Below are 22,871 nucleotides of genomic sequence, written 5' to 3'. Positions count from 1 at the left end.
GTCCGGCGACTGTGGGGGACTCGAAGAAGGCGCGCAGCGGGAGTTCGATGCCGAAGCGCGTCCGCACACGCACCACCACCTGGGTGGCCAACAGCGAGTGGCCTCCCAGCTCGAAGAAACCATCGTGGATGCCGACGCGGCGGACGCTGAGCACCTGGGCGAAGAGTTCGGCCAGGGACTCCTCCGTCGGCGTGCGCGGTGCGACGTAGAGGCCCCGCTGGACGGTGGGCGCCTCGGGGGCGGGCAGGGCCTTGCGGTCCACCTTTCCGCTGGGCGTCAGCGGCAGGACGCCCAGGTGAACGAAGGTCGACGGCACCATGTGCTGGGGGAGCTGCTTCAACAGATGTGCTCGCAGCGTCTCGGCCTCCAGCGGCGCCGAGTCACCCGTGATGTAGGCCACGAGGCGGGCATCCCCTCGCGTCTCCTCACGCACCACGGCGACGGCGTCACGCACGCCGGGGTGCGTGCGCAGCGCGGTCTCGACTTCACCCAGCTCGATGCGGAAGCCGCGCAGCTTCACCTGGAAGTCGGCCCGGCCCAGGTACTCCAGCGTGCCGTCCGGCAACCATCGCGCCACGTCTCCGGTGCGGTACAGGCGCGCGCCCGGTATGCCGCTGAAGGCGTCGGGGATGAATCGCTCCGCCGTCAACTGCGGCCGCTGCCAGTACCCGCGTCCCACCTGCACGCCGCCAATGTGCAGCTCGCCCGGAATGCCCACTGGTGCCGGCTGTCCGTGCGTGTCCAGCACGTACAGCACCGTATTGGCTACGGGGCGGCCAATGGGCACTCGGTGGAAGTCCTCGCCACGAGGGCAGGGCCAGTACGTGACGTCCACCGCTGCTTCCGTCGGGCCGTAGAGGTTGTGCACCCCCACCGGTGCGGGTAGCCGCGCGTACGCCTTCTTCACCAGCTCCGCGCTCAACGCCTCGCCGCTGCACACCACCCGCCGCAGGCTCCCCAGTCCCTCCAGCCCGGGCTCCTCCACGAAGGCGCGCAGCATCGACGGCACGAAGTGCACCGTCGTCACGCCCTCCGCCTTCATCAGCTTCACCAGGTACGCCGGCTCCTGGTGCCCTCCAGGCCGCGCCACCACCAGCTTCGCCCCCGCCAGCAGCGGCCAGAAGAACTCCCACACCGACACGTCGAAGCTGAAGGGCGTCTTCTGCAGCACCACGTCCGTGCCGCCAAGCCCGTACTCCTCCTGCATCCACTTCAGCCGGTTGACGACGCCACCGTGCGCATTCATCGCCCCCTTCGGACGCCCCGTGCTTCCTGAGGTGAAGATGACGTACGCCAGTGACTCCGGGCCCACCTGCACCGACGGCTTCGTCACCGGCTGCTTCGCCACTTCCCCCGCCGCACTGTCCAGGCACACGACTCGCGCGGCGCTGGGCGGTAGCACCGTCTTCCACTTCTCGTGCGTCAGCAGCACCGACGCCCCGGTGTCCTCCAGCATCCACCCCAGCCGCTCCTTCGGGTATGCCGGGTCCACCGGCACGTAGGCTGCGCCTGCCTTCAGCACGCCCAGCAGCGCCACCACCATGTCCACCGAGCGCTCCAGGCACACGCCCACCAGCGACTCCGGGGCCACTCCCAGGCCACGCAGGTGGTGCGCCAACTGGTTGGCCCTCGCGTCCAGCTCCCGGTACGTCAGCCGCTCCGACTCGAACGCCACTGCCACCGCGTCCGGCGTGCGCGCCACCTGCGCCTCCATCAGCGCGTGAATGGTCGCCTCGGAAGCGGGCGCCATCTCACGTCCCTGGAAGCCCTTCAGTACCTGGCGGCGCTCGTCCTCGGAGAGGATGGCGACACGTTGCAGCGGCAGGTCTGGCGTGGCGACGACCACCTGGGCGAGCTCGGTCAGATGGCCCGCGAGCCGCTCCAGGGTGACACCATCGAAGAGGCCCGTTGCGTACTCGAAGCGGCAGTACAGGGTGTTCTGCCGCTCGACGACTTCCAGGCTCAGGTCGAACTTGGAGGTGTCTGGATAGAGGCCGAGTTCGCTCAGCTTCAGCGCCTGATACGACACGTCCACGGTGGGCGTGTTGATCACGTTGAGGACGGCCTGGAACACGGGCGTGCGGCTCTGGTCACGCGGCAACTGGAGCGCTTCGATGACGCGCTCGAAGGGCGCGTCCTGGTTCGCGAACGCGTCCAGCGAATGCCGCTTCACGCGGCCAAGCAGTTCTCGGAACGACGGGGCGCCCTCCAGCCGCGCGCGCAGCGCGAGCGTGTTCACGAAGCAGCCCAGCAGCCCCTCCACCTCCGGACGGGAGCGGCCGGCCGTGGGAATGCCCACCGCGAAGTCCTCCTGCCCCGAAGTGCGTCCCAGCAGTGCCTGGAACAGCGCCATGAGCGCCATGAACGAAGTAGCGCCCTCGCGCCGCCCCAAGGCGAGCAGCGGTTGGGTGACCTCGGGGGGCAGCTCGAAACGGTAGCTGCCACCCGCGTAGGACTGCACCGCGGGCCGAGGCCGGTCCGTGGGCAGCTCGAGCGCCGGGACACCCGTCAGCTGCTCCTTCCACCACCGGACCTGCCCCTCCATCACCGCGCCTTCCAGCCACTTGCGCTGCCACACCGCGTAGTCCGCGTACTGCACCTCCAGCGGCGGAAGCGGAGAGGGGATTCCCGCGCTGAAGCAGGAGTAGAGCACCGACAGCTCGCGCCCCAGCACCAGGGTGCACCACGCGTCGGAGATGACGTGGTGCTGCATCAGGCTCAGGACGTGGTCTTCCGGTCCCATCCGGAGCAGCAACGCGCGCGCCACCGGGCCCTTCTCGAGATCGAAGGGAAGCGCCGCGAGCGCCGCGCACCGCCGCAGCATCTCCGCTTCGCGCGCTTCCGCCGAGTCGCCGGGGACGTCCTCCACCAGCGCCGGCAGCGAGCCCTCCGCGTGGATGATCTGCACCGCGCCGTCTTCGGTCAGTTGGTACGTGGTGCGGAGGACCTCGTGCCGCTTCACCACTTCATTGAGCGCGGCCTGGAGCGCCTCGACGTTCAGCGGGCCGGTGAGACGGAAGTTGGAGCCGTTGTTGTACGCCGTGCTGCCCGGGTCGAGCTGCTGGAGATACCAGAGCCGCTGCTGCGCGAAGGACAGGGGCAGTGGCCGCGTCCGGGGCACGCGGGGAATCGTTGAGGGCTCGGGCTGCTGCATCGGAGCGGGCGCGGGCGCCTTCGGCTGGGGCTTCGGCGCGGGGGCCTGCGCCTTGGGCGCGGCGGGGAGGGTGACGTGCTCCACGTGGCCGTCCACGCGGAGCCGCGCGTGCCGCCCGGTCCGGAAGAGACGGGCCTCACTGCTCGACGGGTGCTGCACGAAACGGCGGCGCTCCTGCTCATTGGCGCGCCACAGGTCCCAGGGAAGACCCGCGCCCTCCAGCGCCAGCTCACCGACGACACCGGGGGCACCGGCAATCCGGCCGGGTCCAGCACCCAGGACTGGAGCCCTTCGGGGACACGTTCCGTCGGAGGCCGTGGCAGCAGGCCTCCCTCGCCAGCGGCACCCGCGAGCAGGACCTCCGTTCCCAGGTTCCGGTGCAGCGACAGGGCCAGCTCCGTGGAGGCACCGTCCAGGACGAGCGCACCCACGGGCTCCAGTGCTTCGCGGGCCTGCGGCAGTTCCACCAGCGTGCGCGCCAGCCGCGCCGAGGCATGCAGGAGGACGGCGCCCGACTGCCGGGCCAGCGCCAGCAGCTCATCCACCGCCAACGTGCCCTCCGCCTGCCGCTGGACCTTCCGCTGCGAGGCGTCCTGCTCCAGGCGCTCGCGAATCACGGTCAACCGGCGCAGGCCCTCCAGCACCACCGGCGTGTCCAGGCCGAAGTCGATGAGGCAGGCCACCTCGTCCACGTCGGCTTCCCGGACGTGGAGCAGGCGCTGCACGCCGCTCTCCACCGTGCCGATGAGGCCGGTGCCCTTCGCGTGGTGCTCGAAGGTGTGTTCGAGCAGGGCATTCACGTCCTCTTCGGACACCTTGTCGATTTCGCCCTGGTACCCCTGCGCGGCCAGCAGCGTGGCGGTGATCTCCGCCGAGCTCCGGAAGTAGCTCAGCAGCGGCTTGCGGACCGTGCGCAGCACCTCCTGTTCGTCATCGCCGATGAACGCGTGCAGCATCAACGCGACGTGGCCACGGCCCGGATGCCCGTTGCGGCGCCAGGCTTCGCGGTAGAGCCCCACCTTCTGCTTCAGCTCCTCCAGTGACTGCGTGAGCAGACCGGTGAGCACGCCTGCGCCCACTTCGCCGGCCAGGCGGAACGTCTCCGGACTGCCAGCGGCCGTGAGCCACACGGGCAGGTCCTTCTGGACGGGCTTGGGCCGCAGGCCGACTTCCACCGTGACGCCGCCGCCACCCGGACGGCGGAGCTTCTCGCCTCGCCAGAGGGCGCGCACCGTCTCCAGGTTCCGCAGCAGCACGTTGCGGCGATCCTCGAAGTTCTGCGGGGCGAAGGTGAAGTCCGCCACGTGCCAGCCCGTCGCAATCGACAGACCCGCGCGGCCTCCGGAGAGGTTGTCCACCACGGACCACTGCTCGGCGACCAGCAGCGGGTCATGCAGCGGAAGGACGACGCTGCCCGAGCGCAGGCTCAGGTTGCGGGTGATGGTGGCCAGCGCGCCCGCCACCACCGCGGGCTGGGGATAGAGGCCGCCGAACGAGTGGAAGTGCCGCTCCGGCGTCCACACCGCGGAAAAGCCGTTGGCGTCCGCGTACTTCGCGCCCTCGACCAACAGCTCGTACTTCGGACCCACGAGCGAGTCTTCATCGTTGGCGAAGTAGATGAGGCTCAGGTCCATCGCGCCCTGGCGAGGACCGCCGCCCTGGAGGACTTCCCACTGGGCCGTCACCTGCTCGGAGGGGAACGTCACGGTCAGCCCGCGTGACAGGGCCCACAGGGCCTCCAGCTCCGGGCGCTCCGCCGAGGACTCCGCGGCGGCCACCCACGTGGTGCCTTCCGCGGGCCGCAGCCGCTTGTCGAGCGCGTCGAAGAGCTCGGTGAGCCCCTGATGCACCAGGGCCCACGGCGACTGGTTGGCGCCCACGGGCAGCAGCCACGCCAGCGCCTCCGGGGCCGGAGCCGGGTGCTCCGCCAGCGCACCGGAAGACTCCAGCGCGTCCTCCACATGGAGCACCCGCGCCGCATCCAGCCGCGCGGCGGTCATGATGCCTCGCCACGTGACGAGCACCGGCACCCGGGCTCCGGGTGCCGCGAAGTCCGACAGGCGCCCCAGGTCCGTGGGGCCCACGGCCACGACGGCGCCACCGGCCTCCAGGACACCCCAGAGGACGGCGAGCTTCGCGGGGGACGGCTTCAGGCAGACCGCGACCGGCTCACCGGGTTGCACGCCGAGCGATCGCAGCCGAGCGGCGACGTTGCGCGCACGCTGAGCGAGGTCGCTCCAGGTCCACGACGTCGAGCCTGAATGATGGCAGTGGCTCCCGGCTGACGGGCCGCGCGCTGGGACAGCCGCGAGGGAATCGGCGTGGAGACGGGCCGGGGAAGGGGGCGGGCCGGCGCGCCGGTCCTCCTCCGTGGCCAGGGGCAACCGGGAGATGCGCTCCGAGGGCCGGGCCAGCGCCGAGCCCAACAGCACCTGGAGGTGCTCCACGATGCGCCGGGCCGTGGCTTCGTCGAACAGCTCGGTGGCGTACTCCAGCGCGCCGCTGATGCGGCCGGCGTCATCGCCGAGCACGAGGGACAGGTCGGACAGCGTCGCGCCCCACTGCACCGGGGCGTCCGGCACTTCCACCATGGTTCCGCGGACACCGGTCAGCTCCAGCGCGGCGGCCGTGCCTCCCACGGTGGTGTGGAAGACGAAGATGGTGTCCGTCAGCCGTCCCCGGCCAATGTCCTTGCCGGGAACGAGGGCTTCCACGAGGTGCTCGAAGGGCACGTCCGGACGCAACTGGACGTCGTTGACCTCCTGCCGCACGCGGGCCAGGAGCTCGAGGAACGTCGGGTCATCCGCGAAGCTGGTGCGGAACGCGGCCGAGTGCGCCACGTACCCGATGAGCGGAAGCAGCTCCGGCCGGGTGCGGTTGCCAATGGGCGTGCCGACGATGATGTCCGTCTGCCCGCTGTAGCGGTGCAGCAGCGCCTGCCAGGCGGCGAGCACCATCATGTACGGGGTGTAGCTCTCACGCTTTCCGAACTCCGCCACCTCCCGGGACAGCGCGGCCGAGAAGGACACCGGCATGCGCACTGACGTCAGCGGACTCGTCTTGGGGCGCGGCCGGTCCGTGGCGATGTTCAGCTGCCGAGGCATGGCGGCCAGTTGATTGCGCCACCACTGATCCTGTTCGGGCAGACGCCCTTCGGCGATGACCTGCCGCTGCCATGCGCCGAAGTCCGCGTACTGCACGGGAAGCGGCGGCAGGGGCGCTGGACGGCCCTGCTGGAAGGCCGCGTAGCACTGGAACAGCTCGTGGATGAAGATGTTGACGGACAGCGTGTCGCTGACGATGTGGTGGATGTTGCCCAGCAGGATGTGCACGTGCTCGTCGAGTTGGAGCAGCGTGGTCCGGACGACGGGGCCCTTCACCAGATCGAACGGCTTCGCGGCGTCCTCGCGGGCCAGCTGCATCGCCTCGGCCTCGCGCTGTTCTGGGGTGCCGGTGAGCGTCAGGCGCACCAGCGGGACGTGCATCCGCGCGTGGAAGCGCTGGACCGGGCGGCCATCCACCACGTCGTAGGTCGTCCGCAGGGATTCGTGGCGCTGGATGATCGCCTGGACGGCGCGCTCCAGGATGACCGCGTCCACGACGCCTTCCAGCCGGAAGACGAACGGAATGTTGTACGCGGACAGGCCCGGCAGGTGCTGCTCCAGGCGCCAGACGCGCTCCTGGACGAAGGACAGCGGCAGGGGCCGGTCGCGAGGCAGCGGGACGATGGGCAGCTCGCGGGTGGCCTCCACGACCGGGGCCTGACGCAGCAGGGGCTCGATGCGCTGGGCGATGCCCGCCACGGTGGGGGCCTCGAACAGCGCGGCCAGGGGAGCTGGACCCCGAACGTGGACCGCACCTGGTTGAGGAGCTGGGCGGCCATCAGCGAGTTGCCGCCGATCTCCAGGAAGTTGTCGTCGCGGCCCACGAACGTCAGGCCGAGCCGCTCACGCCAGAGCGCCGCCAGCCGTTCCTCGATGTCGCCTCGCGGCGCGTCTTCACGTTCTGGGGTGGGAGCAGGCGCGGGCGTCCCCTGGGCCTGATGCGGCGACGTGGCCTGAGGGGCCGCGAGGCTGCCGTGGGTCTGGACTGGAGCCGAGGACCCATTCTGTCCTCCAGGCACATGGGCAGAGAGCTGCGGGGTGCCGGGCGTCGCGAAGCTCCCAGGTGCCGGGAACGCGGCCGCGGAACCGACCTGTACCCCTGACGCTGGCGCCGGGGACGCGTGGAGCCCCCATTCGCAGGGGATGACGGCGCCGCGACCGAGGCGAGCGCAGCCACGTGCCCCGCGCCATGGGTCGGCGCGGGAATGACCGCATGCGCCGGCCGCGCCGGAGCCTCCACCCAGCAGCGTTTCTCCTGGAACGGGTACGTGGGCAGGTGCAGGCGCAGCCGCTGTTCGTGGCCGTAGAAGACGTTCCAGTCCACCGAGACGCCCAGGGTCCACAGCTCGCCCACCGCGGTCATCAGGCTCGCGTGCTCCGGGGTCGTGCCGCCACGGCGCAGCGTCGCCACCGCCTTGACCCGCTCCTTGTCGCGTCCCAGGCACGCGCGCACCAGCGGCGTCAGGTCCTGCCCTGGGCCGACCTCCAGCAACAGGCTGCATCCCTCTTCGAGCAATGCCCCGACGGCATTCGTGAAGCGCACCGGCTGGCGCATCTGCGCCGCCCAGTAGTCCGGCTGGGCCAGCTCGTTCGCCTGTGCCCACCGTCCCGTGACGCTGGAGGCGTAACGGAGCGTCGGCGCATGCCGCTGGAGCGAGTTCACCACGTCTGCCAGCGCCGGCATCAGCGGCTCCACGTCCGCCGAATGGAACGCGTGCGGCGCGGGCATCCGCACGGTGCCCACTTCACGGCGGCGCAGCTCATCCTGAAGCCGCTCCACCTCCGCGATGGGTCCGGCGACGACGCAGCGATCCGGTGCGTTGATGGCCGCCAGCGACAGCCGGCCCGTCAGCAGCGGCAGCACCTGCGACTCCGGCATCGCCACCGCGAGCATCGCGCCCGGGGGCATGCGGTGCATCAGCTCGCCACGTGCCACGGCGAGCCGCATCGCGTCTTCGAGCGACAGCACGCCCGACAGGCACGCGGCGGCATACTCACCGAAGCTGTGCCCCAGCACGGCGTACGGCCGCAGGCCCCAGTCCATCCACATCCGGGCCAGCGAATACTCCACCGTGAACAGCGCGGGCAGGGCGGCACGGGTATCAGCCACCGCCGCCGCGTCCATTCCCGGCCCGGCGAACAGCACCTCGCGGACCCGCTCCCGGAGCGCGGGCTCCAGCAGCGCCAGGCACGCATCCGCGTGAGCGCGGAAGGCCGGCTCCGCTTCGTACAGCTCGCGGCCCATGCCCGCCTGCTGCGCGCCCTGGCCCGGGAAGATGAAGGCCACCCGGCGGCGGTTCACGTCGGCATCGGCCACCTTCACCGGCGTGTACGGCTTGCGCAGCCGCGCCGTCAGGTCCGCGGCGTCCCGGGCCACCACGGTGCGCCGGAACTCGAAGGCCTTGCGTCCCACGGCATGCGTGAAGGCCACGTCCGCCAGGGACAGGTCCGCGGCGTGGGCCTCGGCATGCCCGGCGAGTTGCCGCGCCGCCGCGTCCAGCGCTTCGGCGGAGCGAGCGGACAGCGTGACGACCTGATGTGAGCGCGTGGTGGAGCCACTGTGCGCCATGGGGGACTCCTCGAGCACTGCGTGGGCGTTGGTGCCGCCAATGCCGAAAGAGCTGACGGCCGCGCGTCGCGGCGTCTCGGTCCTCGGCCACGGCCGCAGGGTGGTGTTGACGAAGAAGGGGCTGGCGTCGAAGTCGATCTGCGGATTGGGCCGCTCGAAGTGCAGGCTGGGCGGCACCTCGCCATGGTGCAGGGACAGCGCGACCTTCATGAGGCCCGCCAGTCCGGCCACCGTGTCCATGTGCCCCATGTTGCTCTTGAGCGAGGCCAGGGCGATGGTGCCCCGGTGCTCGGCGCCCAGGCCGTAGGCGCGCTGGAGCGCGGCCACTTCAATGGGGTCGCCCAGCGGCGTCGCCGTGCCGTGGGCCTCCACGTAGCCGATGTCCTGGGCCCGCACGCCAGAGCGCGCGAGCGCCTGGGAGATGACCGCGGCCTGACCCTGGACGCTGGGGGCGGTGTAGCCGGACTTGTAGCGCCCGTCGTTGTTGGTCGCCGTGGCCCGGATGACGGCGTAGATGGAGTCGCCATCCCGCTGCGCGTCCTCCAGCCGCTTGAGGACCACGCACGCGACGCCGTTCCCGGACACCGTGCCCTGCGCGTTCGCGTCGAAGCTCCGGCAGTGTCCGTCCGGAGAGAGAATCATGCCCTCCTGGTAGACGTAGCCGGTGCGCTGCGGGACAGCGATGCGCGTGGCCCCCGCCAGCGCCACACCCGAACGACCCGCCAGCAGGGTCTGGCAGGCGAGGTGGACAGCGACGAGCCCCGTGGAGCACGCCGTGTAGACGAGGACGCTCTCACCGGTGAGCCCCAGCTTGAAAGACGCCTTGGTGGCGAGGCTCTCATGGGTGGCGGTGCCGTAGAGTTCGAACAGGGCCGCGCCATCCAGCGGCAGCGTGGCCCGGACCGCGTCCTTGTAGCCGGAGTCGACAGCGCCCGCGTACAGCGAGATGGCCTCGGGCGTGCGCTCCGGGTCGATGCCCGCGTCCTCCAGCGCGGACCATGCCGTCTGGAGGAAGAGCCGCTGCTGTGGGTCCATCCACTGCGCTTCGCGCAGCGACAGGTCGAAGAAGCCCGGGTCGAATCCGTCGATGCCGTCCAGGACACCGCCGGCCGGGACGAAGGCCGGGTGTTGTGACAGCTCCAAGCCTTCGGGCAGGCCGGGCATCCGCTCCAACTGCTCGGGCGTGAAGCGGGAGATGGACTCCACACCGTCGCGCAGGTTCCGCCAGAAGTCCTGGACGGAGCTGGCGCCCGGGAAGCGCCCCGACATGCCCACGATGGCGACCAGGCCGGAGCCCGTGGCGGGTTTCGCCTCGGCGCTCGGCTCGGAGACAGGCTCGGGCCGCGCGGGGGCGGCGGGGACCTCGTCCACCTTCGCGTCGCGCTCCAGGACAGCGGCCAGCGCGTCCACGGTGGGGTGCTCGAACAGCCACACCACTGGCACCTCCCGGTTCAACGTCTCCCGCATGCGCTTGGCGATGCGCACGACCGACAGGGATGTTCCGCCCAGGTCATCGAAGAGGTGGTCATGGAGGCCGATGCGCTCCGTGCCCAGCTCCTTCGCCCACAGCGCGGCGAGCTGCTGCGCCAGCGGGCTCGATGGCTCCAAGAACTGGCCATCACGGCCCGTGGACGCGCTGTCCGGCGCGGGGAGTGCCTTCCGGTCCACCTTGCCACTGGTGCTCAGCGGCAACGTGGGGAGGACCACGAAGACGGACGGCACCATGTACTCGGGGAGCTGTTGACGCATGCCCGCGCGGAGCGCCGCGACATCCAGCGGCGCGTCATCGCGTCCCATGGCGTAGGCCACCAGTCGCTTGTCACCGGGGATGTCCTCGCGGACCACGGCGGCGGCTTCCAGCACGCCGGGCTGGGTGCGCAGCGCGGCCTCGACGTCCGCCAGCTCGATGCGGAACCCGCGCACCTTCACCTGGTTGTCGATGCGGCCAATGAACTCCAGCGTGCCGTCCGGGCGCCACCGGACCAGGTCTCCCGTCCGGTAGAGGCGCGCACCGGGCTGGGTGGCGAAGGGGGCGGGGATGAAGCGCTCCGCCGTGAGGTCCGGTCGCGATACGTATCCGCGCCCGAGCCCTTCACCGCCCACGTACAGCTCGCCCGGCACCCCCACGGGGACCAGCTGGAGCTGCGAATCCAGCACGTAGGCCTGCGTGTTCGAGACAGGCCGGCCAATGGGCACGGAGGCCCCGACCTGCGAGGCCTCATAGGCCGTGTAACTGGTGGAGATGATGGAGTTCTCCGTCGGGCCATAGCCATTGGAGACGGGGACTCCGGTGGTGGTCAGCGTGCGGCGCGTGTGGGGGGCGGACAGGATGTCACCCACCACGTGAATGGCCCGCAGCTTCTTCAGCAGGTCGGTCCGGTGCTCCACGACCTGCGAGAACAGGCCCGCGGGGAAGTGGATGAGCGTGACGCCGTGGCGCTCCACCACGCGGGACAGCGTGTCCAGGTCGCTGGCTTGCGCCTCCGGCGGATACAGGACGACGCCGCTTCCGTTGAGCAGCGGAAGCCACAGCTCCATCACCGAGCCGTCGAACGAGGCGGGCGCCATGACGAGCCCTGTCTCCCGGACGCCGAAGCGGATGAAGGGCTCACTGCGCGTGAGGCGGAGCACGCCCCGGTGCGGGATGGCCACGCCCTTCGGGCGCCCCGTGCTCCCGGACGTGAACATCACGTAGGCCAGGTGATTCGGCCCCACGTCGGACACCGGGGACGTGGTGGGCCACTCCGACAGGTCCAGCTCCTCCAGGAGCAGGGTGGGAAGCCCGCCGTCGGGGAGCGGCAGCCTGGCGTGGTTGGCCCGCGACGTGAGCAGCAGGTGCGGTGGCGCGTCCTCCAGCATGATGGCCAGCCGCTGCGCGGGGTACGACGCGTCCAGCGGCACGAAGGCGCCTCCGGCCTTGAGCACCGCCAGCATCGCGATGACCCACGCCGTGCCCCGGTCCAGGCTCACGGCCACGAGCACTTCCGTGCTCACCCCGCGCGAACGGAGCAGGTTCGCGAGCTGGTTGGCCCGCGTGTCCAACTGCTCGAAGGTCAGCGTCTCGTCACCACACTCCAGCGCGACGGCGAAGGGGCGCAGGGAGGCGTGCCGCGCGATGACCTCCGCGATGGTGCCGCCAGCGCCGTCGTACCGGGCCGCGTTGTCATTCCACTCCCGGAGGAGCTGCTGACGCTCGCCCGGGGTGAGCATGTCCAGCGTGCCCAGCGGCTGGTCCGGCGCGGCGGTCACGGACGCCATGAGGACGCGCAGGTGCCCGGCGAGGCGGGCCACGGTGGCGGTCTCGAAGAGGTCGGTGCTGTGCTCGATGGCGCCGCGCAGGCCGTCGGCGTCATCCGTGAGGGCGAGCCCCAGGTCGAAGCGCGAGGTCCCGATGTCCACGTCCGCCGGCCTCAGCGTGAGGCCCGTGGCCCGCACCGGGCCCGTGGGGGTGTTCAGCAGAGAGAAGTAGGTCTGCACCAGCGGATTGCGGCCCAGGTCCCTGCGTGGCTGGAGCTCCTCGACCAGCTTCTCGAAGGGCAGGTCCTGGTGCTCGTACGCGGCCAGGGTGGTGTCACGGACCTGCGCGAGCAGGGCGCGGAACGAGTCGCGCGGACGCACCCGAGCCCGCAGCACCAGCGTGTTGACGAAGAACCCGACCAGGCCCTCGACCTCGCCGTGGCGGCGGCCCGCGATGGGCGAGCCCACCAGCAAGTCCTCCTGCCGGCTGTAACGCGAGAGCAGCACCTGCCACACGGCCAGCAGCGCCATGTACGGAGTGGCCCCCGCCTGCGCGCCAGCGCGAGGAACGGCGCCACCACGTCCTGGGGCAGGTGAATGGGGAAGAGCTCGCCGAACTGCGAGCGATGGGTGGGCCTCGGCTTGTCGGTGGGCAGGTCCAGCACCTGGGGCGCACCGGCGAGCTGATCCTTCCACCAATCGACCTGCGCGGTGAGCACCTCGCCCTGGAGCCACTGCCGCTGCCAGGAAGCGAAGTCCGCGTACTGGATGGGCAGCGGCGGCAGCGCCGGGCTTCGACCCTGAGCGAACGCATCGTAGGCGGCGGCGACCTCGCGCACGATGACGCCGAGCGACCAGCCGTCCGACACGATGTGGTGCATGGTCAGCACCAGCACGTGCAGCTCCGCGTCCAGCTTCAACAGCAGGGTGCGCAGGAGGGGACCCGCGCTCAAATCGAACGGCTGGCCCGCATCCGTGGCGGCCAACCGGCGCGCCTCGGCATCCCGGTCGCCTTCCGGCAGGCTCGTGAGGTCCGTCAGGGGGAGCGCCCAGTCCGCCGCGGGGTGGATGACCTGGATGGGGTCACCGTCACGCATCACGAAGCTGGTGCGCAGCGGCTCATGGCGTTTGACGAGGTACTCCAGCGCACGGCGCAGGGCCTCGGTGTCCAGCGCGCCTTCCAGCCTGAGCGCTCCCGGCAGGTTGTACTGGCTGCCACCGGGCTGGAGCTGATCGATGAGCCACAGTCGCTGCTGCGCGAAGGACGGCGGCAGGTTCCCATCGCGTGGCACGGGCCGGAGCGCCGGAATCTGGGGCGCGCTGACGCGCAGGAGCATGCCTTCCTCGACGAGCTCGGTGACTCGGGCCACGGAGGGCGCGTCAAAGAGCGCGTTGAGGGAGAGCTCCACGCCGAACGTCGTCCGCAGCCGAGAGATGAGCTGGGTGGCCAGGAGCGAGTGGCCTCCCAGTGCGAAGAAGTCGTCGTGCAGGCCCACTTGCTCCACGCGAAGGAGTTCACGGAAGAGGGCGGCGACGCGCTGTTGGAACGGAGTCATGCGCTCTTGCACGGGCGGGGCGGAGGCCCCGGGGACAGGGGTGGCAACGGGCAGAGGTAGAGCCTTGCGGTCCACCTTTCCGTTGGGAGACAGAGGTAGGGACGGCAGCGTCACGATGGCCGTGGGCACCATGTGGGCCGGCAGGTGCTCAGCCAGCCGTGCCCGCAGCGCCGACACGTCCGGCGCCGGATCTCCCGTGACGTAGGCCACGAGGCGCTGATCGCCCGGGGCGTCTTCACGGACCACGGCGACGGCGTCACGCACGCCGGGATGCGTGCGCAGCGCGGTCTCGATTTCACCCAGCTCGATGCGGAAGCCGCGCAGCTTCACCTGGAAGTCGGCCCGGCCCAGGTACTCCAGCGTGCCGTCCGCCAGCCACCGCGCCACGTCTCCGGTGCGGTACAGGCGCGCGCCCGGAATGCCGCTGAAGGCATCCGGAATGAATCGCTCCGCCGTCAACTGCGGTCGCTGCCAGTACCCGCGTCCCACCTGCACGCCGCCAATGTGCAGCTCGCCCGGAATGCCCACCGGCGCCGGCTGTCCGTGCGTGTCCAGTACGTACAGCACCGTATTGGCCACCGGCCGGCCAATGGGGACGCGGTGGAAGTCCTCGCCACGAGGGCAGGGCCAGTACGTGACGTCTACCGCTGCTTCCGTCGGGCCGTAGAGGTTGTGCACCCCCACCGATGCGGGCAGCCGCGCGTACGCCTTCTTCGCCAGCTCCGCGCTCAACGCCTCGCCGCTGCACACCACCCGCCGCAGGCTCCCCAGTCCCTCCAGCCCGGGCTCCTCCACGAAGGCGCGCAACATTGACGGCACGAAGTGCACCGTCGTCACGCCCTCCGCCTTCATCAGCTTCACCAGGTACGCCGGCTCCTGGTGCCCTCCAGGCCGCGCCACCACCAGCTTCGCCCCCGCCAGCAGCGGCCAGAAGAACTCCCACACCGACACGTCGAAGCTGAAGGGCGTCTTCTGCAGCACCACGTCCGTGCCGCCAAGCCCGTACTCCTCCTGCATCCACTTCAGCCGGTTGACGACGCCACCGTGCGCATTCATCGCCCCCTTCGGGCGCCCCGTGCTTCCTGAGGTGAAGATGACGTACGCCAGTGACTCCGGGCCCACCTGCACCGACGGCTTCGTCACCGGCTGCTTCGCCACTTCCCCCGCCGCACTGTCCAGGCACACGACTCGCGCGGCGCTGGGCGGTAGCACCGTCTTCCACTTCTCGTGCGTCAGCAGCACCGACGCACCGGTGTCCTCCAGCATCCACCCCAGTCGCTCCTTCGGATACGCCGGGTCCACCGGCACGTAGGCCGCGCCCGCCTTCAGCACGCCCAGCAGCGCCACCACCATGTCCACCGAGCGCTCCAGGCACACGCCCACCAGCGACTCCGAGGCCACCCCCAGGCTACGGAGGTGGTGCGCCAACTGGTTCGCCTTCGCGTCCAGCTCCCGGTACGTCAGCCGCTCCGACTCGAACGACACCGCCACCGCGTCCGGCGTGCGCGCCACCTGCGCCTCCACCAGCGCGTGGATGGTCGCCTCGGAAGCGGGCTCCATCTCACGTCCCTGGAAGCCCTTCAGCACCTGTTGCTGTTCATCGTCGGGCAGCATCGGCAGCGCTTGAATGCGCGTCTGCGGATCGCGCACGACCGCCTCCAGCAGCGTCTGGAAGTGCTGTGTCAGTCGAATCGCCGCTTCGGGCGTGAAGAGGTCCAGGCTGAACTCCAGCCCTCCCTCCAGACTCCCGTCGCCCAGCTCCATCAGCGACAGGGTGAGGTCGAGCCGGGCCGTGTCCGTGCTGGACCGCAGTTGCTCGACCGTCACGCCCGGCAGCGACGGCGGCTGCATGGGCGCGTTCTGCAGGGCGAACATCACCTGGATGAGCGGCGTTCTGCCGCCACCGCGCTCGCCGCCAACGGCCTCGACCAGCCGGTCGAACGGCACGTCCTGGCGCACGTAGGCCGCCAGGGACTCCTCGCGGACGCGCGCCACCAGCTCCGCGAAGGTCGGCGTCCCATCCAACCGGGCCCGCAGGGCCAACGTGTTGACGAAGAAGCCGATCAGGGGCTCCAGCTCGGACTGGGTGCGGTGGGCAATGGGGCTGCCCACGCAGAAGTCCTTCTGTCCCGAGTAGCGGGAGAGCAGGATTTCATAAGCCGCCAGAAGCACCATGAAGAGCGTGGCACCCTGGTCACGAGCCACCTTCTTCAGGGCTTCCGCCAGCTCCGCCGACACCGCGAAGAAGTGGCTCGAGCCACGCACGGTGCGGGTCGCGGGCCGGCCCAGGTCGCCGTGCAACTCCAGCGCGGGAACCCCCATGAGGTGGCTCCGTAGCTCGGCCAGCTGCGTCTGGATGCCCTGCGACTGCACCCACTGCCGCTGCCACGCGGCGAAGTCCGCGTACTGCACAGGCAGGGGCGGCAGGGAAGACGGCTGGTTCTCACTGAGCGCGGCGTAGAGTGCGGCGACCTCACGCACCAGCACGCCCATGGACCAGCCGTCCGATGCGATGTGGTGCAAGCACAGCAGCAGCACGTGTTCGTCCGCGTCCAGACGGAGCAGCACGGTGCGGAGCAGGGGCGCAACGGACAGGTTGAACGGGAAGCGGGCTTCCTCCGTCATCCGCTGCCGCACGCGCGCGTCGCGAGCCGGCCCCTTGAGCGAGGACAGGTCCTCCACGGGAAGGTCCCAGACCTCTGGCGCCGGCTGGACGTGCTGCGTGGGCAGTCCCTCCGTCGCGGAGAAGGAGGTACGCAACACCTCGTGCCGAGCCACGACTTCGGCGAAGGTGCGCCGCAGCACGTCCACGTCCAGCGCCCCGGACAGCTTCAGGGCGAAGGGCACGTTGTAGACGGCATGTCCCTTCTGGAGCTGCGCCAGGAACCACAGGCGCTGCTGCGAGAAGGACAAGGGCAGCGCCGAATCCCGGGGCACGGGCAGCAACGGAGGCATCGCCGCGCGCGACGCCTGCATCATCAGCGCCTCGATGCGCTCCGCCAGGCCCGCGAGCGTGGGCGCCTCGAACAGCGTCCTCAGCGGGACCTCCACGCCGAGCGCCGCGCGGATGCGCGTCACCAACTGCGTGGCCAGCAGCGAGTGGCCTCCCAGTTCGAAGAAATCGTCATGTGGCCGCACGCGCTCGACGTGCAGCACTTCCCTGAACAGCGCCGCCAACTGCTGCTGGAGCAGGGGCAGGTCCGCCGCCTGGGTGTCTTCGGAGGGCGACAGGTCCGGAGCCGGAAGGGCCTTACGGTCCACCTTGCCGTTCGGCGACAGGGGCAGGGTGCCCAGCGCCACCACGGCGTTGGGCACCATGTACTCGGGGAGCCGCTGGCGCAGATGCTCTCGGAGGGACGCGGTGTCCACATTCTCCGGTGTCACATAGGCCACCAGACGCCGGTCCCCCGGGATGTCCTCGCGCACCACGGCAATCGCCGTCTCCACCGCGGAGTGATTGCGCAGCGCGGCCTCGACTTCACCCAACTCGATGCGGAAGCCGCGCAGCTTCACCTGGAAGTCCACGCGGCCCAGGAACTGGAGCGTGCCGTTCGCCTGCCAACGCGCACGGTCTCCCGAGCGGTACAGCCGGGCCCCGGAGGCCCGAAGGGATTGGGTACGAAGCGCTCGGCCGTCAGCGCGGGCTGGCCCAGGTAACCCCGGGCCAGTCCGTCACCGCCGATGAGCACCTCACCCGGGACGCCCACGGGCACCGCTTGCATCGCCGAGTCCAACACGTACACCTGGGTGTTCGCGATGGGCCGTCCAATGGAGACGGAGTCACCCACCGCGTCGCCCGGCGCCATCCAGTGGCACGCGGTGAAGGTGGTGCCCTCCGTGGGGCCGTAGCCGTTTACCAGCCCCACGCCCCGGGCCAGCCGCTCCCGGACGCGAGGCGCGGGGAGCACGTCACCACCGGCGAGCAGCTGACGCACCGTGCCCAAAGCCGCCGGCTGGTGCTGCTGCATCTGCTCGAAGAGCGCCGCCGTCAGCCAGAGCACCGACACCTGGTGCCGCACCAATGCCTGCCCCAGCTCCGCCAGGTCCGGCGTCCGCTGCGGGTAGAGCACCAGGCGCGCTCCGTGCAGCAGCGCGCCCCAAATCTCCAGGGTGGACGCGTCGAAGGCCAGGGGCGCCAGTTGCAGCACCACCTCCGACGGCCCCAAGTCCACGAAGCGAGAGCCGATGAGCAGGCGCACCACGCCCCGGTGCGGAATGGCCACGCCCTTGGGCATCCCCGTCGAGCCGGAGGTGTAGGTGATGTACGCGAGCTGCTCCGCGCCCACCAACCCGCCCGTCACAGGCGTCGACGGCTGGCGCTCAATCCGCGCCCATTCCTCATCCAGCACCACGATGAGCTGCGAACCGGCGGGCAGCTCATCCTCCAACGCCGACTCGGTGAGGATGGCGGCGACACCCGAGTCCTCGGCCATGAAGGCCAGCCGCTGCGCGGGGTACGACGCGTCCAGCGGCACGTAGGCGCCGCCCGCCTTGAGGATGCCCAGCAGGCCCACCAGCAAGTCCAGGCCCCGGTGCAGGAAGACGCCCACGCGCGATTCGGCGCCCAGGCCCAACGAGCGCAGGTGATGCGCGAGCTGGTTGGAACGCGCATCCAGCTCCGCATACGTGAGCGTGCGGCCCTCATGCTCGACAGCGATGGCCTGCGGAGTCCTCAGCGCCTGCTCCGTGAAGAGCGAAGGCACGGTCGCGTCCACTGGATAGGCGGCCTGGGTGGCATTCCAGGTCGAGAGCACCTGCTGGCGCTCCTGGGCCTCCATCATGGGCAGCGCACTGAGCCGCTGCGAACCGGCCCCATCCGCCACCGCCGACAGAAGCACTCGCAGGTGCTCCACCATTCGCCTGGCGGTATCCGCGGTGAAGAGGTCTTGGCTGTATTCCAACTGGCCTTCCAACTCGCCGCCGCGCGCCCTCATCGCGAGCGTCAAGTCATACCGGGCCGTGTCCGTCGCGCTCGGCAACACGTCGACGTGGAGCCCCGGAAGCGACGGCGCTTGGATGAGGTCCGAGTTCAGGAGCACGAAGAGCGTCTGGAACAGCGGCGTCCGGGACAGGTCGCGCTCACCGCCCACGGCATCCACGAGCTGCTCGAACGGCACGTCCTGATGGGCGAAGGCGCCCAGGGCCTCGTCGCGGACACGGACCACGAGCTCGGCGAAGGTCGGATTGCCGTTCAACCGGCAGCGCAGCGCCAGGGTGTTGACGAAGAAGCCAATGAGCCCGTCGAGTTCCGGCCGCGTGCGATGGGCCACGGACGTGCCCACGCAGAAGTCCGTCTGCCCGGAGTAGCGCGCGAGCAGCGCCTGCCACCCCGCCATCAGCACCATGTACAGCGTGGCGTTGTGGGCCGAGCCCACGCGTTCCAGACCAGCCACCAGCTCCGCGGACAGCGAGAAGAAGTACGAAGTGCCCTTGGCGCTACTGACCGCGGGACGCACGTGGTCGGTGGGCAGTTCCAACGTGGGAACACCTTCGAGCCGCGAGCGCCACCAGGCCAGTTGCGGCGCCAGCGCCGGGCCCTCCAGTACGCGCCGCTGCCACACGGCGTAGTCCGCGTACTGCACCGTCAGCGCTGGCAACGGGGACTCACGCCCCTGCGACAGCGCCTCATAGAGCGCGGCCACTTCCCGAACCAGCACGCCCATGGACCAGCCGTCCGAGATGATGTGGTGCATGCACAACAGCAGCACATGTGCGTCCGGCCCCGTGCGCAGCAGCACCGTGCGCAGCAGCGGGCCCTGCTTCAAATCGAAGGCGTGGTGAGCCTCTTCGGCGATGCGGACCTGCACGGCCGCATCACGAGCGTCGGGCTCCAAGCCGCTCAAGTCCTCGACGGACAGTGGCCATTCGGCGGGCGCCGGGTGGATGCGCTGGACCGGTTGACCTTCGCGCGTCACGAAGGTGGTGCGCACCGCTTCGTGACGGCGGACCACTTCCAGGAAGGTGCGCCGCAGGGCCTCCTCGTCCAACCGTCCCGTCAGCCGCAAGGCCGCGGGCATGTTGTAGGTGACCTGTCCGGGATGCAGTTGCTCAATGAACCACAAGCGGCGCTGAGCGAACGAGACATCGAAGGTCGCCTCGCCCTGGGCCGGCCGGGGCAGGGACTCCAAGGGAAGCAAGGTGCCGGTCCGCGGCGCCGACTCCAGGCGCGCGGCGAGGCGCGCCACGGTGGGGGCCTCGAAGAAGGTGCGCAGCGGCAGGTCCACGCCGAGCTGCGCGCGCAGCCGCGTCACGACCTGGGTGGCCAGCAGCGAGTGGCCCCCCATGAGGAAGAAGTCGTCGTTCAGGCCCACGCGTTCCAGGCCAAGCGCCTCGCGGAACAGGGCCGCCAGTTGCTGCTCCAGCTCCGTTCGAGGCTCCACGTAGTCCGCCGCTCCCAGACCGAGGTCCGGGGCCGGCAGGGCCTTGCGGTCCACCTTGCCATTCGGCGTCAACGGGAAGGCGTCCAGTCCGACGAACGCGGACGGGACCATGTAGTCCGGCAGATGCTGGTGCAGGTACTCGCGCAGCGGCGCCACATCCGCCTGCGGGGGAACGACATACGCCACCACGCGATTGCTGCCGGAGGCGTCCTCGCGCACGACGGCCGTGGCCTCGACGACAGAAGGATGCGCGCGCAGCACGGCTTCGATTTCACCCAACTCGATGCGGAAGCCGCGCACCTTCACCTGGTGATCCAACCGGCCCAGGAACTCCAGCACGCCGTCCGGGCTCCAGCGGACGCGGTCACCCGTGCGGTAGAGCCGAGCTCCGGGGGCGGCACTGAACGGGTGAGGCACGAAGCGCTCGGCGGTGAGGTCCGGGCGGTTCAGGTAGCCGCGCGCGAGGCCCGGTCCTCCCAGGCACAGCTCACCCGGCACGCCCACGGGCACGGGACGCAGCGCCGGGTCGAGGACATAGACCTCGGTGTTGTCGATGGGCCGGCCAATGGGGACGGAGCGGCCCACGGAGTCCCCAGGCGACAGTGTATGCCGGGTAGCCATGGTGCTGCATTCGGTGGGCCCGTAGCCGTTGGTCAGGGCACCACCCCGCGCCAACCGCTCCCGCGCACGGGGGGCTGGCATCGCTTCGCCGCCCATCAGCAGGTTGGGCACTCGCGCCAGGACCTCGGGCTGGTGCTGCTGCAACAGGTCGAAGAGTGACGTCGCCAAGACGAGCCACGACACCTTGTGCTCGACGATGAGCCGGGCCACCGCGTCCGGCTCGGGCGTCCCGGGCGGGTACACGACGAGCTTGCCGCCGTGCAGCAGCGTGCCCCACAGCTCGATGCTGGAGACGTCGAAGGCCACAGGCGCGAGCTGAAGGGTGACTTCCTCGGGCGCCTGGGTCAGGAAGCGGGAGCCCTCGCTCAGCCGCAGCAAGCCCCGATGCGGCACGGCCACGCCCTTGGGCGTTCCCGTGGACCCCGAGGTGAAGGTGGCGAACGCCAGTCCCTCTGGGAACACGGGAACCTGCACGGCCTCCGGGGATTGACGGGCGATGTCCGCCGCATCCGCGTCCAGCGCCACGACGCGCCACGGACCGTCCTCGAGGGAGGGCAACAGCGACTGCCACGTCAACACCGCGGACAGGCGCGCCGTCGAGGACGCGTGCTCCAGACGCTTGACGGGCCAGGACGGGTCCAACGGCACGTAGCAGCCACCGGCCTTGAGTGCACCCAGCACCCCGATGACCAACTCCAACCCGCGCGACGCGCACACGCCAATGCGGGCCTCCGGCGCCAGTCCCAGGGAAACGAGGTGCCGGGCCAACTGGTTGGAACGAGCGTCCAGCTCCGCGTAGGTGAGCGAACGGCCCTCGAAGGTCACCGCGACACGCTCCGGCGTGCGCCGGGCCTGCTCCATGAAGCGCTGATGAACGGTGGTGTCGGCGGGGTAGGGCGCAGCCGTGTCGTTCCAGGCCACGAGCACTTCGTGGCGCTCGGCCTCGCTCCACAGCGGCACCGCGCTGATGCGGCGTGAAGCGTCCTCCACGACACCTTCGAGCAGCCGCTGGAAATGCTCCACGATGCGGCGCGCGGTCTCCGGAGTGAACAGGTCGAGGCTGTACTCGAGCTCACCTTCCAGTCGCCCGCCGCGCTCGACCAGCAACGCAGACACATCGAACCGGGCCGTGTCCGTGCCCGTGCGCAGCACGTCGACGACCATGCCCGGCAGCGTGGGCGGCTGCATGGGCGCGTTCTGGAGGACGAAGGCGGCCTGGAACAAGGGGGTACGCGACAGGTCGCGCTGGCCACCCATCACCTCCACCAGCCGGTCGAAAGGAACGTCCTGGTTCGCGAAGGCCGCCAGGGACTCCTCGCGGACTCGCGCCACCAGCTCATCGAAACGGGGATCGCCGTCCACGTTCGCGCGCAGCGCCAGGGTGTTGACGAAGAAGCCGATGAGCCCTTCGAGCTCGGGCCGGGTGCGATGGGCCACCGGCGTGCCCACGCAGAAGTCCGTCTGCCCGGAGTAGCGAGCGAGCAGCGCCTGCCAGCCCGCCATCAGCACCATGTACAACGTGGCGTTGTGGGCCGAGGCCACACGCTCCAGCCCAGCCACCAGGGCAGGCGGCAGCGTGAACGTATGCGTGGCCCCGCGCAACGTGCGCACCGCCGGGCGCGGGTGGTCGGTGGGCAACTCCAACGTGGGAGCGCCTTCGAGCCGCGAGCGCCACCAGTCCAACTGCGGAGTCAGCGCTGGGCCCTCCAGCACACGTCGCTGCCATGCGGCGTAGTCCGCATACTGCACGGTCAGCGCTGGCAGCACGGCCTCACGGCCCTGCGACAGCGATTCATAGAGCGCGGCCACTTCCCGCACCAGCACGCCCATGGACCAGCCGTCCGAGATGATGTGGTGCATGCTCAGCAGCAGCACATGCACGTCCGGCCCCGTGCGCAGCAGCACCGTGCGCAGTAGCGGCCCCTTCTCCAAGTCAAAGGCGCGGTGGGCCTCTTCGACCATGCGGGCCTGCGCGGCCGCGTCGCGGGCCTCAGGCTCCAAGCCGCTCAAGTCCTCGACGGGCAGTGGCCACTCGGCGGGCGCCGGGTGGATGCGCTGGGCCGGTTGACCCTCGCGCATGACGAAGGTAGTGCGCACCGCTTCGTGACGGCGGACCACTTCCAGGAAGGTGCGCCGCAGGGCCTCCTCGTCCAACCGCCCCTTCAGCTGCAATGCCGCTGGCACGTTGTAGGTGAACTGTCCGGGATGCAGTTGCTCGATGAACCAGAGCCGCTGCTGCGCGAACGAGAC

The 22,871-nt window shown here is 70.4% G+C and carries 1 pseudogene (running past one end of the window); it reads right to left on the bottom strand.

What is annotated here, in order from left to right:
* Positions 1 to 22,871 (bottom strand): annotated as a pseudogene (locus QEG98_RS41980) (non-ribosomal peptide synthase/polyketide synthase); its annotated part reaches 7,764 nt to the left of the window's first position; the annotation flags it as partial.

It is taken from the genome of Myxococcus sp. MxC21-1, assembly GCF_032612255.1.
Classification (GTDB): domain Bacteria; phylum Myxococcota; class Myxococcia; order Myxococcales; family Myxococcaceae; genus Myxococcus; species Myxococcus virescens.
The sequence above is the reverse complement of the archived record's forward strand: the minus strand, read 5'-3'. Positions and strand labels throughout refer to the sequence as shown.